We start from the raw sequence: 12,083 nt of genomic DNA, 5'->3' as shown, positions 1-12,083 counted from the left end.
ACGCAGGTTCGAATCCTGCCCTCTCCGCGACACGGCCCACACCACCGGCCGACGTCACCACCAGGAGAGGTGCCCGGAGCGGCTCATCGGGGACCAAAAGACACCTTTAGGTCGGGCCTAAAAACCCACGCAGGTTCGAATCCTGCCCTCTCCGCCCTATCGAGACCGACTGTCACCGGCCGCCGGAATTCACATCGTTCCAGAATTCCGGCCGCCTCGAACGCCGGCTCGCAGTCACGGCGGTCCGAACTGTCTGCGTGCCCTGCCTCCATGGCGCCGCGACCTCCGGACGCCGCTGGATCCGCCGGGCCCCCCCGAACCGGCGGAGCCCACACCTCGACGGGCCGCCACGGTGTGCGGCCCGTCGAGGTGCGGGCGCTCTGCCCCTCCCCCACCGGGTCCGGGCCGCCTGCGCTCGCCACCTGCCGCCAGTCCCCTCCCCTCCCCTCGGCAGCGACCTCACAGAAAAATACCTTCTCAAAGGAATTATTCTGTGGCAGGATGCATGCGGGAGGAAGCTCCAGGGTCGGTCCGGTGGACCCCGTAGATCGCCACGCGCCGGCCACCGCGGCCCCAGGCTGCGGCTTCAACGGCCATGACGAGCCCCCACCCGTGTTCAGCCGTCTTTGCCGCCCGAACGCCAAGGGGGAAAACGTCATGCTGAGCTTCTCGATTCTCGGCGCACTCCAGATCCGTACCGCGTTAGGTCCTGCGGAGATCTCCGGTGATCTCCAGAGGACCCTTATCCAGACACTTCTCGTGAACGAGGGGCAGTCCATCTCGGGCGAGAGCCTCGTCGAGGAGATGTGGGGCGATTCGGTCCCGGACAACCAGGCGAACGCCCTGCAGGCCCATATCAGCCGCCTGCGCCGGAAGCTGAAGAGCCTGGAACCCGACCGGGTTTCCCCTCGGGTCACCATCCATCCCTCCGGTTACCGGCTCATTGTCACCGAAGGCGAGCTGGACGCGGCAGAGTTCACCAAGACCGTCCGACAGGCAGAGGTCGCCGCTGCCGGTGATCCGGCCGCCACCGCCCGTCTGCTCGGAGAAGCCCTCGCGATGTGGCGCGGCCCCGTTTTCGGTGACTTCACCGGCGGCACCCTGTGCCAGCTGGCCTGCGGTCGTTACGAGGAGCACCGCATGCGGGCCATGGAACTCCGCTTCGACGCCGAGCTGAGCCTCCGCAACCACGCGGCCGTACTCGCCGAGCTCCACGATGCCCATACCAATCATCCGCTGCGGGAACGCTTCTGCGAGCAGCTGATGATCGCCCTCTACCGCTCGGGCCGCCAGGCAGACGCACTGAATGTCTACCGCCGGATGTGGCAGCACCTCTCGGACGAGCTCGGCATCGAACCCTCACCCTCGCTCCGCCGTGTGGAGAACGCGATCCTCTCGCACGACCCTGCCCTCGCGGGTGGCTCCCCGGCGTCGATCGTGCTCCAGCCTGCGTGAGTTCGCTCGCCGTCCGCGCCGACCTCGTAAGCCCGCCGTCAGCTCCGGGTCAGCCCATGTTGCGACGCTTCCCAGGGACGACGGAAACGTACATGAGCGGTCCCCCTTACATTCGGAGTACTCCCATGACTACGAGTCAGACCTCTGTCCGCCACGCGGACACCACCGGACGCACGGCGAACGCGCGCCCTCTGCGCACGTTCCTCGCGCTCGACGCCGCCGTGACCGCCGGGAACGGCCTCATCTACCTGCTCGCCGCCGGCCCCGTCGGTGATCTGCTCGACCTGAACACCGGGCTGCTGCGCGGCATCGGTGCGTTCCTCACCGTGTACGGCATCCTCGTGGCCGTTCTGGCCACCCGCAAGGTACCTGCGGCCGGTCCCACCAAGGCGGTCATCGCGGCCAACCTGCTGTGGGCCGTCGCGAGCGTGGCCACTGCCGTGTTCGGCTGGTTCGATCCGAACACCGTGGGCACCGTCTGGATCCTGATGCAGGCCGCCGTCGTCGGAGGCTTCGCCGTACTGCAGATCAACGGTTTGCGCCGACTCAGCAACTGAACATACGTCACGACTCTCGAAACGCCTCGCCACCGGACGACGCCGCCGGGGCTGCCGGCCAAGGGTAGGGAGAGACATGCGATTCCACGTCGCGGAGCTGGCCGAGATCCGGAAACGGGTGCACGCGGGCCCGAGCGAGAAGGCCACCGCCGCACAGAAGGCCAAGGGCAAACTCACTGTCCGGGAGCGGATCGACCTGCTCCTCGACGAGGACTCGTTCCACGAGGTGGAGTCCCTGCGCCGGCACCGGGCGACCGGCTTCGGCCTGGAGGCCAAGCGGCCTTACACGGACGGAGTCATCACCGGCTGGGGCACCGTGAAGGGCCGCCCCGTCTTCGTCTACGCGCACGACTTCCGCATCTTCGGCGGGGCGCTCGGCGAGGCCCATGCCTCCAAGATCCATAAAATCATGGACCTGGCCATGTCGGCGGGCGCCCCACTCGTATCCCTCAATGACGGTGCGGGCGCCCGCATCCAGGAAGGCGTCACCGCGCTGGCCGGCTACGGCGGGATCTTCCGCCGCAACACCAAGGCGTCCGGCGTCATCCCCCAGATCAGCGTGATGCTCGGGCCCTGCGCCGGCGGCGCGGCGTACTCACCCGCCCTGACGGACTTCGTGTTCATGGTGCGCGAGTCCTCACAAATGTTCATCACGGGCCCGGACGTGGTCAAGACCGTGACAGGTGAGGAGATCACCCAGAACGGCCTCGGGGGCGCAGACGTGCACGCCGAAACCAGCGGCGTGTGTCACTTCGCCTACGACGACGAGGAGACCTGCCTGGAGGAGGTGCGCTATCTGCTCTCCCTGCTGCCTGGCAACAACCGGGAGACACCGCCGGCGCTGCCGGTCGAGGACCCGCCGGACCGGCGCTGCGAGGCCCTCGTCGACCTGGTCCCGGTGGACGGTAACCGCCCGTACGACATGCGGCAGGTGATCGAGGAGATCGTCGACGACGGTGAATACCTGGAGGTCCACGAACGCTGGGCCCCCAACATCATCTGCGCGCTGACCAGGCTCGGCGGACAGGTGGTGGGCGTCGTCGCCAACCAGCCCCGGTTCCTCGCCGGTGTCCTGGACATCGAGGCGAGCGAGAAGGCCGCGCGGTTCGTGCAGCTGTGTGACGCCTTCAGCATCCCGCTCGTGACGCTGCTCGACGTTCCCGGGTTCCTGCCAGGTGTCGACCAGGAGCACGGCGGCATCATCCGGCACGGAGCCAAGCTGCTGTACGCGTACTGCGACGCGACCGTGCCCCGCATATCGCTGATCCTGCGGAAGGCGTACGGCGGCGCGTACATCGTCATGGACAGTCAGTCCATCGGCGCCGATCTCACCTACGCGTGGCCTACGAACGAGATCGCGGTGATGGGCGCGGAGGGCGCGGCCAACGTGATCTTCCGCCGTCAGATCGCCGAGGCGGAGGACCCCGAGGCCGAACGCGACGAACTGGTCAAGGCGTACAAGGCGGAGCTGATGCATCCGTACTACGCGGCCGAACGCGGTCTGGTGGACGACGTCATCGACCCCGCCCAGACCCGTGAGGTGCTGATCAGCTCACTGGCGATGCTGCGGACCAAACACGTCGACCGCCCCGCCCGCAAACACGGCAACCCCCCTCAGTGACGGAGACCCCACCCATGACGACCCAGTCCACGGCCTGTATACGCATCGAAAAGGGTGCGGTGACACCCGAGGAACTCGCCGCCCTCACGGTCCTCTTCCTCGCCCGGACCCCCAGGACCACGCCCGGAGCCGAGCTCGACTGCCCGGGCGCGACCCCCGTCTGGCGCCCCGACCGCTTCCACGCCCCCCACAGCTGGCAGGCCCCGTAAGGGACCGCGTCCGGCACGCGGACGCCCCCGGCACCCAGGTCACGACGGAAACGTCGCCACCCGGTCCGGGGGCATCCGTGTGCCGGGACACCGACGCCGTACCAGGCTGCCTCCACAACAAGGCGCCCAGAGTGAAACCTCAAGCCAGGCTGCCTCGTCCACTGGCCCGTCGTGTGCAGGGAGACAGGTCGAACAGCCCACCAGAACCACGGGCCCGCAGGTCAGGCACCCTTGTCCGCAGGCTCCAGGATCGCCACGCACTCCACATGGTGCGTCATCGAAATGATGTCGGCTTGAGCGGCCCCCCGAAAGGACCAGGTCAGAGCCCGTTTTGTGGCTGACTGGCCTGGGCGCGGGCGCCGGGAGCGTCAAATGAGCGTCATCAGCAGCGTCCCCCGCTTCCTCCCGGTGTGACCCCGTCGGGTGCGGCCTCCTTCCGGCCCCGGGGTCTGTTGAACGGAACGCGAAAGCCGCATGCGTGCCGCGCCGGGCTCATCATGGCTCCCCCATCGCTCCGACCTCTCAGGAGATCCCGTGCGACCCATTGTCCGACGGGGACTCGCCTGCCTGGCGAGCCTGTTGTTCCTACTGAGCCTCACAACGGCTGTACCCGCGACGGCCGCCCCGCGTTCCCTGACGATTCCCACCGACAAGGGTCCGGTCGCGGGAGCCTCGGCAGACCAGGTCGACCGCTTCCTCGGCATCCCATACGCGGCTCCGCCCGTAGGTGCCGGACGCTGGCAGCCTCCGGCACCCGCCGCTGCCTGGACAGGCACTCGGTCGGCCACGTCTCCCGGCTCTCGCTGCCTGCAGTTCGGCGGCGGCACAGGCAGCCCGGGAATGAGTGAGGACTGCCTGTACCTGAACGTCTACACCCCGGCCCACCGCACGAACCGTCCGCTGCCGGTGATGTTCTGGATCCACGGCGGCGGCTTCTCCTTCGGTTCGGGGGACGGGGAAGACGGCTCGCTGATCGCCAGGACCAACAACGTCGTGGTCGTCACCGTCAACTACCGCCTCGGCGTCTTCGGCTTCCTCGACCTGCCCGGGCTGAGCCGGCACGGTGCGGGCAACTACGGCCTGCTCGACCAACAGGCGGCGCTGCGCTGGACTCAACGCAACATCGGTGCGTTCGGCGGAGACGCGAGCCGGGTCACCATCGCCGGTGAGTCGGCCGGAGGCCATTCCGTCTGCGCACTCATGGCATCGCCCCCGGCACGAGGGCTCTTCTCCGGCGCGATCATCCAGAGTGGCGGGTGCCCGAGTCACACCGTCGGGCAGGCCGTCGACCGCGGGAAGAGGTACGCGGCGGCCGCGGGCTGTTCCACCACCTCGGCCGGCCTGTCCTGTCTGCGGGCCAAGCCCGCCGGTGCACTGCAGGCCGCTGCGGGGGGCTTCGTCGGCGGCGTCCTGAGCGGTCCGCTGCCCGTGTCCGGTGTCCCCGAACTGCCCGTCCCGCCGATCGAGGCCGTACGCACCGGCGGGACCGCCAACGTCCCCCTCCTGATCGGCCACACCCGTGACGAGGTGCGCGCGTGGGCACTGCCGTTCGCGCAGGCGACGAAGGAGCAGTACGAGCGAGCGGTCCGGACAGAGTTCGGGGACGAGGCCGATGCCGTACTCGCGCACTATCCGTTCGACGCCTATGGCGACTCGTACACCGGGGCTTACGCCTTCGGCGCGCTGTGGGGGGACAGCAGCGTCTTCTACGGACTCGGAGGCTGCCAGTATCAGAACCTCACGGCCCGGTTCGCGACGCGGCAACCGCGGACGTACTTCTACGAGTTCAACGACCCGCACCCACCCACCGGCCGGCCCTCGACCGGCTTCGACGCGGGTGCCTCGCATGCCAGCGAGATGGCATACCTGTTTCCCTCGGCGGTCTCGGAGCTGCTGTCTCCCGAGCAGCGGCAGCTGTCCGCGGAGATGGTGCGCCACTGGGGCTCGTTCGTGAAGCACGGGAACCCCGCTGCCCCTGGACTCGCCGCCTGGCCTTCGTACCGGGCGGGCACGTTCATGTCCCTGCTGCCGGGCGGTGAGAGCCGTGCCCTGAAGACCGGGGTGTACGAGGCGCGCCGCCAGTGCGACTTCTGGAACTCCATCGACTACGACTGGCTGCCTGTCGACCCGGACCGGCTCGCCGCACAGGCAGGCGTTCCCCAGTCCTGATCCGGTACGTCGAACGGGCACTCTCCTGCGAGAGAGGGCCCGTTCGACGTGTTCCGCCGGGGGAGGGCGTCAGTCGCCGGTGTCCCCCAGGTCGAGCACGATCTTGCCGACCGCCGTCCCGGTCCCCAGCCGCTCCACCGCTTCGTCGAGCGCGTCCATCCCGTAGCGCTCGTACGGCAGCGACAGCGCGCCCGAGGACAGGTCCGGCAGCAGGCGCAGCACCTCGGGGGCGACCTCCTGGCCGCGGGAGATCATGTTGACCGGCAGGAGGGAGACGTCGGCGAGGAAGAAGTCCGCGAGGTCGAGGGTGAGCTCGCGGCCGGCCGTGTAGCCGAGGAGCGCGGCCCTGCCACGCGGGCGGACCAGGGCGAGGGCGTCGCGCAGGATCGTGCCGCCGACCGTGTCGATCAGTACGTCGACCTTGCCGCCGATCGCTTCCTCGGACAGGTCCGAGGCGAGCAGCGCCTTGGCGACGCCGGGTACGTGGGGCAGCTTCGCGGGCCGTCCGACCGCGCCGACGACCTCGGCGCCGGCGCGCGCGGCGAGCTGCACGGCCATGGCGCCGACCGCGCCGGACGCGCCGGTGACCAGTACCCGCTCTCCTGGGCGTACTTGGGCGATGGGGTGGACGGTCGCCCAGGCGGTGCCGACCGGGGAGAAGTAGATGCAGGCCAGAGCGGGGTCGGTGCCCTCGGGCATGGGCTCCGCGGCGGCGTCCGGTACGAGCACGTGCTCGGCCCAGGCGCCGTCGCGGCTGAGGCCCAGCCCTTCACCGCGCAGCCGGACCAGGGCACCTTCGGGGTGGGTGTCCGAGGCGACGACGTAGCCGCTGCCCTGGGTTCCGGGGATGAACGGCAGCTCGGGCAGGATGCCGAACTTGCCGTCGAGGATGTTCAGGTCCAGGTGGGCGACGGTGGCCGCCGCCGTCCGGACGAGGGTGTGTCCGGGCCGGGGCTCGGGCAGGGCCCGCTCCTCAAGGCGCGGCAGGGTGCCGAACTCCTCGAGGACAAGGGCGCGCGATGTGGACGAGGAAGTGCTCACTTGCTGTTTTTCTCCGTTCTTCCCCCGTTGGCCACTGCCCTCCCCCGTTGATCTCCACGGCTCCGTTTACACCTTAACTCCATACTTGTGCAGTACACGCATCGCGATCAGGCGCAGTATCCGGTCATAGACGAGGCCCAGGAGGCCGAGGGTGATGATGCCGACGAAGACCCAGTCGATGCGGCCGTAGTTGCGGGAGGTCCAGATGAGGGAGCCGAGGCCCACCTGGGCGGCGACGATCTCGGCGGAGACGATCGTCAGGAAGCTGTTGCCCATGGCCAGGCGGGCGCCCGTGAGGATGTAGGGGACCGTCGACGGCAGCACGACGCGCTGCAGAATCTGGCGGCGCCCGGCTCCGAGGCTGGCGGCCGCCCGCAGCTTGGACTCGTTGACGGCCATCACACCAGCGCTGGTGTTGAGCGTGACGATGAAGACGGCCGTGTAGAAGATCAACACCACCTTCGACGACTCGCCGATGCCCAGCCACACCACCGCCAGGGTCACGAAGGCGACGGGCGGGATGAAGCGGAAGAACTCGATGTACGGCTCCAGGAGCTGACGGACGATTCTGATCTGCCCGATGAGCAGTCCGACCGGGGCGCCCACCACGACGCCGAGGCCCCAGCCGATGAGGATGCGCCGGCTGGAGGCGATGACCGAGTTGCCCAGGGTGCCGTCGGACGCCAGTTCACGGGCGGCCGACAGGGTCTGCCTCGGCGAGGCGACCAGGGAAGGGCCGTACTTCATGGCCACGAGTTGCCAGACACCCAGGCCGACCAGGACGGCGAACGCGTACAGGCTGAAGGTGCGCAGTGCCTGTCCGCCGCCCGCTCCGCCGGGGCGGCGTGTGCGTGGGCGGGTCGGGGCCGGGGCCTCGGTGGTGGTGATCGTCATGCGCCGTTCGCCTCTCGGTCGAGCTGGTCGTCGAGTCCTTGATCACGCATGGCCTTGCGGACCTCTTCTCCGATGTCCTCGCGCAGCTGGTTGCGCAGGCGCAGGGCGGCGGGGTCGGACTCGTCGCGAGGGCGCGGCAGGTCGACCGTGTACAGGGATTTGATCGAGGCCGCCGGGCCTGCCGTCATGACGGCGATCCGGTCGGCGAGGAGGATCGCCTCGTCGATGTCGTGCGTGACGAAGACGACGGTGCAGCCGGACGCGCTCCAGATGCGGGCCGTCTCCTGCTGCAGCACCTGCCGGGTCTGCGCGTCGAGCGCGCCGAAGGGTTCGTCCATGAGGACGACGCCCGGTTCGTTGGCCAGGACTCGGGCGATCTGGACGCGCTGGCGCATGCCGCCGCTGAGCTGGCCGGGGTAGCGGTCCGCGCAGTGACGCAGGCCGACCAGGCCGAGGAACTCGTCGGCCACCCGGTTCTGTTCGGTGCGGCTGCGGCCACGCATGCGGGGCCCGAAGGTGACGTTCTGGTGCACCGTCATCCAGTCGAAAAGGGCCTCGCTGCTCTGGAAGACCATGCCGAGCTCGGGGTCGGGGCCGCTGACCGGGACGCCGTCCGCGGTGAGAGACCCCTCGCTGACCTGGACGAAGCCGGCCATGGCCGACAGCAGCGTGGACTTGCCGCAGCCGCTCGGACCGAGCAGGCAGAGGAACTCGCCCGCCGGGATGTCCAGGTCGATGCCCTGAACGGCCCGGAAGTCACCGAAGGAGATGCCGGCCCCGTCGACGCGCAGGGCCGCGCCACGTCCGGGCGCTGCTTCCGTACGCGGGGCTGTCACGGTGGCCGCGGCTCCGACGCCCTGCGCTGGTGCCGTCTTCTCCTCGGTCCCCTTGGTCACCTCGGTCATCAGGACCCCTTCGTGTCGTCGGAGAACCAGCCGCGCTGGACGGTGCGGGACACGTCGGGGCGGGCCTTGATCTTGCCGGTGTCCAGGTAGAAGCGAGCCGTGTCCTCGTAGCCCTTCAGGTCCTCGGCCGTGAAGTCGCGAACGGCGAAGTCGATGTCCTTCACCGCGTTCACGGTCTGCGCGGAGGGGATCTTCGCGGCGTCCTTGGTGGCCTGTGCCGCGGCCTGCGGATCGCTCTCGGTCTTCTCGGCCGCTTCCGCGAGGGCAGCGGCCACCTTGGCGGCGGTGTCCTTGTTCTCCTTGAGCCAGGGTGAGGTCGACAGAAGCCAGTGCTGGTAGCTGAGGCCGTAGTCGCCCGTGGTCTCCAGAACCCGCGCGCCCACTTCCTCCCCCTTGGCCGGCCACGGCTCCCACAGGACGTATGCGTCCACGTCGCCCTTCTTGGTGAGCGCCGGAATCTCGGCGGGGTCGGCCGTGACGAATTCGACCGCGTCGGGCTCGATTTCTTTCGATTCGAGGAACCGGGTGGCGGCCAGTTCGGACAGGCCCGGGACGACGGCCATCTTGCGGATCTCGGCCGGGGACTTCACATGAGGGCCCAGGACGACCTTGAGGTACTGCCCGGAGTCCTCGTAGACGAGGAGCGAGCGCAGGTCCGGGTTCTGTCCGAGCAGGCCGATGGTGGTGGCGTCGGAATTGCCTGCCATCTGGACCTGTCCGGCGTTGAGGGCGTCGACTCCCTCCCCTCCCTTGGCGAACTGGACCAGGTCGACATCAACCCCGTGCTTGGCCCACAGCCCCTCGGCGCCGGCCACGAAGAACGGCGCGTACGAGGCGTCGACACCGACCGCGACGCGGATGTGGGGTCCGCCCGCCCCGCCGGAGCCGGGACCGGCCCCCGTGTCGGTGGTGCCCGCGCCGCACGCGGTCGCCGTGAGCAGTGTGGCAGTGAGGAGGGCAGAGCGGGTGATGTGTGGTTTCGAGTGGATTTTCGGGCGGGACGCAGTCTTCATGGCCACCTCGGATCGGGACGCTTTTCGGCAGGTCATCGGGGGGTGGGCTCGCGAGTTGGCGCACGCTACTGCCGGTCGGCGGGCAGGTGCATGCGCGGCGGTCCGCTCAGTGGGACGGTCTGGGAATGTTCGTCCCAGCCGGTCATCCGGCGTACTGGTCGTACCAGCCGCGCAGCAGGACCGTGTCGAGGTCGGGGGCGCTCTTGACGAGGTGCTGCTCCATGAGGAAGTCCACGATCCGACGTGAGGACGTGACATCGGCCGAGGTCAGGGCTCGGGACTCGAACGAGATCTCACCGATGGCCTTCTCCGTGCCCGCCACCGGCAGCTGGGCCTGCTCGTGCGCCGCGAGGGCTGCCGCGTGCGGGTCCTCGGTCACCGCCCGGCCCGCCTCGGCCACCACCTTGAACACTTTCCCGGCGAGTTCCTGGTTGTTCTCCAGCCACTTCCGGTCGGCGATGAGCCACTGCACGTAGGTGACCCCGAAGTCACCGATGGATCCCGCGAGGTGACCGCCTGCTTCGACGCCCTTGCTCACCCAGGGGTCGAAGAGGATGTAGGCGTCGATGTCGCCGCGCTGGAGCATCGTGGGGATTTCCTGGGGCGCGCTCTGCTGGATCTTCACCGACTGCGGGTCGATGCCGTGGTGCCGCAGGTACTCGTGTGTCGCGTACAGGCCGATGCCCTGGATCGAGCCCATCGTCTTGATCTGGCGCGGCGAGGTGATGCCTTCCCGCAGGACGACCTTGAGGTAGCGGCCTGAGGACTGGAAGGCGCCCAGGGCTCGCAGCCGCGGGTTGTTCACCATCTGTGGCAGCGCGGTGGAGTCGGCGTTGGCGGAGATCTGTGCCGTGCCGGCCGTGACCGCCTGGGCCGCGGCCGGTCCACCCTCCACCTTCATCAGCTGCACGTCGAGGCCGGCCTCTGCGAACATGTCGCGCTCGGCGGCGAGGTAGAGCGGGGCGTACGAGGCATCCACGCCGAGGGCGATCCGCACGGTCGGGTGCTTGCCGCCCCCGGATCCGGCCGAGTCGGTGGTGCCGGCCCCGCAGGCGGTGGCGAGAAGGAGCGCGAGCAGCGCGGCGAGGGCGACCGCCTGGCGCCCTTGCGTGCCGTGATGGCGGAACATCGGATGCGGCCTCCGGGTCGGAGTGAGGTCGAGGTGGCGGCACGCTGGCACTCCGGGTGCACCGGCGGAAGTGTGGTGTCCCGCCTGGCGGACCGGCCCGATTGAGGCGGCATGGTGCCGTTCGTACGCTCCACCGATCTCACGCTCGAACGGCAAGGAGCACACATGCCCCGCAAGAGCACGACCGAGGGCGCGTCCACGACGCGGCGCGTGGTCATCGCGTCCGTCGCCGGCAACATGATGGAGTGGTACGACAACTCATCCGATCGTAGCTACGACCTGCGGCTTTCCACTCCTGGCCCCGTTCAATCCAGCACCGAACCAGCACCGTGAAATCTCGCGTCGACCAGGAGTGACGAAGAGCCCGCTCGGAACAGGCCGCCGGCCCGCCCGAAGAGTGCCCAGGACGGTCACTCGCAGTAGGTGTAAACCTGGACCAGGGCGAGGGATTGGGGCCTCGTTCACGTTCGCCGGCAGTCGTGATGACCTCGGGTAGTTCACCTCGATCATCTGCCGGAAAGTCTCGTCCGGCAGCTCCCAGAAGGGACTGGGCCGGATCGCCTGCCCGGCCGAGGTGATGAGTACGTCGCAGGGTTGTCCTTGCTCCTCCTCCCCTTCATGGATCGCCACATGCCGGCCGTCTGATCGGCCACGTCAGCCTCGCGTTCTGCGTCCGGTGTTCCATCACCGCCACCACCGTTCTCATTCCTTGCCGGCGAAGCCGATTACGTCGGTGTGGTGCCATCGGCGGATGCAGCCGCATCGAGGCGACCTGCATCAACCGCACCGGCGATCGAGAAGCTCCGGCAGAAGTCGGCTGATCGCTAACTCACAGCGAACCGAGTTCTTGCCGGTATCACACGCTCACCCTGGACGGCCCGGCCTCCTCGCGAAGGCGGCGGGCCTGTCGCCGATGCAACCGCTGACCTGCGGTCCCGCGTGGCTACCGGTGGCCCACCAGCCACCTCAGGGGACTCGCCTGCCAAACGCGAGCTGAACCGTGAGGCTCTGCTGCGTGCTCATCCGGACGATCTCTTCCCCGCGTCGGTGAGGGACGCCTACAAGAGGTTGGGGCCGGGCGAGAACGCGT

11 protein-coding genes and 1 tRNA gene are annotated in these 12,083 nt (G+C 68.9%); 7 read left to right on the top strand and 5 right to left on the bottom strand.

Translation table 11 applies throughout. The annotated features are described in order from the left end of the window. The first annotated feature begins 63 nt into the window (after positions 1 to 63). The 6 genes from ABT001_RS34455 (at position 64) to ABT001_RS34430 (ending at position 6,011) form a co-directional block, all read left to right on the top strand. Positions 64 to 154: transfer RNA gene (locus tag ABT001_RS34455), tRNA-Phe, on the top strand. 503 nt (positions 155 to 657) lie between these two features. Then, positions 658 to 1,455 carry an AfsR/SARP family transcriptional regulator gene (locus tag ABT001_RS34450; RefSeq protein WP_351285499.1) on the top strand — a complete coding sequence of 266 codons (798 nt, stop codon included), beginning with the start codon at positions 658 to 660 and terminating at the stop codon, positions 1,453 to 1,455. Positions 1,456 to 1,580: 125 nt separating this feature from the next. Then, positions 1,581 to 2,012 (top strand): hypothetical protein, encoded by a 432-nt coding sequence (locus ABT001_RS34445; protein ID WP_351285498.1) that lies wholly within the window; start codon positions 1,581 to 1,583, stop codon positions 2,010 to 2,012. A 76-nt stretch (positions 2,013 to 2,088) separates the two neighbouring features. Further along, positions 2,089 to 3,633, top strand: a complete 1,545-nt coding sequence (locus tag ABT001_RS34440; RefSeq protein ID WP_351285496.1) for an acyl-CoA carboxylase subunit beta — start codon at positions 2,089 to 2,091, stop codon at positions 3,631 to 3,633. 14 nt (positions 3,634 to 3,647) lie between these two features. After that, positions 3,648 to 3,842, top strand: a complete 195-nt coding sequence (locus tag ABT001_RS34435) for an acyl-CoA carboxylase subunit epsilon (RefSeq protein ID WP_351285494.1) — start codon at positions 3,648 to 3,650, stop codon at positions 3,840 to 3,842. A 474-nt stretch (positions 3,843 to 4,316) separates the two neighbouring features. After that, entirely contained in the window at positions 4,317 to 6,011 is a 1,695-nt protein-coding gene (locus tag ABT001_RS34430; RefSeq protein WP_121700775.1) for a carboxylesterase/lipase family protein, read from the top strand. Positions 6,012 to 6,080: 69 nt separating this feature from the next. On the opposite strand, the gene ABT001_RS34425 is transcribed toward ABT001_RS34430, so the two are convergent. The 5 genes from ABT001_RS34425 to ABT001_RS34405 all read right to left on the bottom strand — a co-directional run bounded on the left by ABT001_RS34425 (position 6,081) and on the right by ABT001_RS34405 (position 10,993). After that, positions 6,081 to 7,052 (bottom strand): quinone oxidoreductase family protein, encoded by a 972-nt coding sequence (locus ABT001_RS34425; RefSeq protein ID WP_059298083.1) that lies wholly within the window; start codon positions 7,050 to 7,052, stop codon positions 6,081 to 6,083. A 66-nt stretch (positions 7,053 to 7,118) separates the two neighbouring features. Further along, positions 7,119 to 7,946, bottom strand: a complete 828-nt coding sequence (locus ABT001_RS34420) for an ABC transporter permease (protein WP_059298081.1) — start codon at positions 7,944 to 7,946, stop codon at positions 7,119 to 7,121. Beyond that, a complete protein-coding gene (locus ABT001_RS34415; protein ID WP_224219772.1) occupies positions 7,943 to 8,851 on the bottom strand; it encodes an ABC transporter ATP-binding protein in 909 nt (302 codons plus the stop codon). The genes ABT001_RS34420 and ABT001_RS34415 overlap by 4 nt, the downstream gene beginning before the upstream one ends. Then, positions 8,851 to 9,864, bottom strand: a complete 1,014-nt coding sequence (locus tag ABT001_RS34410) for an ABC transporter substrate-binding protein (RefSeq protein ID WP_121700802.1) — start codon at positions 9,862 to 9,864, stop codon at positions 8,851 to 8,853. The genes ABT001_RS34415 and ABT001_RS34410 overlap by 1 nt, the downstream gene beginning before the upstream one ends. A 142-nt stretch (positions 9,865 to 10,006) precedes the next feature. Continuing rightward, on the bottom strand, positions 10,007 to 10,993 hold the full coding sequence (locus ABT001_RS34405) for an ABC transporter substrate-binding protein (protein WP_224219774.1): 987 nt from the start codon (positions 10,991 to 10,993) through the stop codon (positions 10,007 to 10,009). A gap of 165 nt (positions 10,994 to 11,158) precedes the next feature. Between ABT001_RS34405 and ABT001_RS34400 the strand changes: the two genes are divergently transcribed. Next, the gene (locus ABT001_RS34400; protein WP_351285491.1) at positions 11,159 to 11,326 is read left to right on the top strand and encodes a hypothetical protein; all 168 of its coding nucleotides are present in this window, start codon (positions 11,159 to 11,161) and stop codon (positions 11,324 to 11,326) included. Positions 11,327 to 12,083 lie beyond the last annotated feature (757 nt).

It is taken from the genome of Streptomyces sp. NPDC002793 (genome assembly GCF_040295485.1).
Taxonomy (GTDB): domain Bacteria; phylum Actinomycetota; class Actinomycetes; order Streptomycetales; family Streptomycetaceae; genus Streptomyces.
The sequence above is the reverse complement of the archived record's forward strand: the minus strand, read 5'-3'. Positions and strand labels throughout refer to the sequence as shown.

Coding starts and splice junctions, on each gene's coding strand:
- ABT001_RS34450 (WP_351285499.1), top strand. CDS start 658: ATGCTGAGCTTCTCGATTCTCGGCGCACTCCAGATCCGTACCGCGTTA.
- ABT001_RS34400 (WP_351285491.1), top strand. CDS start 11,159: ATGCCCCGCAAGAGCACGACCGAGGGCGCGTCCACGACGCGGCGCGTG.
- ABT001_RS34430 (WP_121700775.1), top strand. CDS start 4,317: ATGCGTGCCGCGCCGGGCTCATCATGGCTCCCCCATCGCTCCGACCTC.
- ABT001_RS34445 (WP_351285498.1), top strand. CDS start 1,581: ATGACTACGAGTCAGACCTCTGTCCGCCACGCGGACACCACCGGACGC.
- ABT001_RS34420 (WP_059298081.1), bottom strand. CDS start 7,946: ATGACGATCACCACCACCGAGGCCCCGGCCCCGACCCGCCCACGCACA.
- ABT001_RS34440 (WP_351285496.1), top strand. CDS start 2,089: ATGCGATTCCACGTCGCGGAGCTGGCCGAGATCCGGAAACGGGTGCAC.
- ABT001_RS34435 (WP_351285494.1), top strand. CDS start 3,648: ATGACGACCCAGTCCACGGCCTGTATACGCATCGAAAAGGGTGCGGTG.
- ABT001_RS34415 (WP_224219772.1), bottom strand. CDS start 8,851: ATGACCGAGGTGACCAAGGGGACCGAGGAGAAGACGGCACCAGCGCAG.
- ABT001_RS34410 (WP_121700802.1), bottom strand. CDS start 9,864: ATGAAGACTGCGTCCCGCCCGAAAATCCACTCGAAACCACACATCACC.
- ABT001_RS34405 (WP_224219774.1), bottom strand. CDS start 10,993: ATGTTCCGCCATCACGGCACGCAAGGGCGCCAGGCGGTCGCCCTCGCC.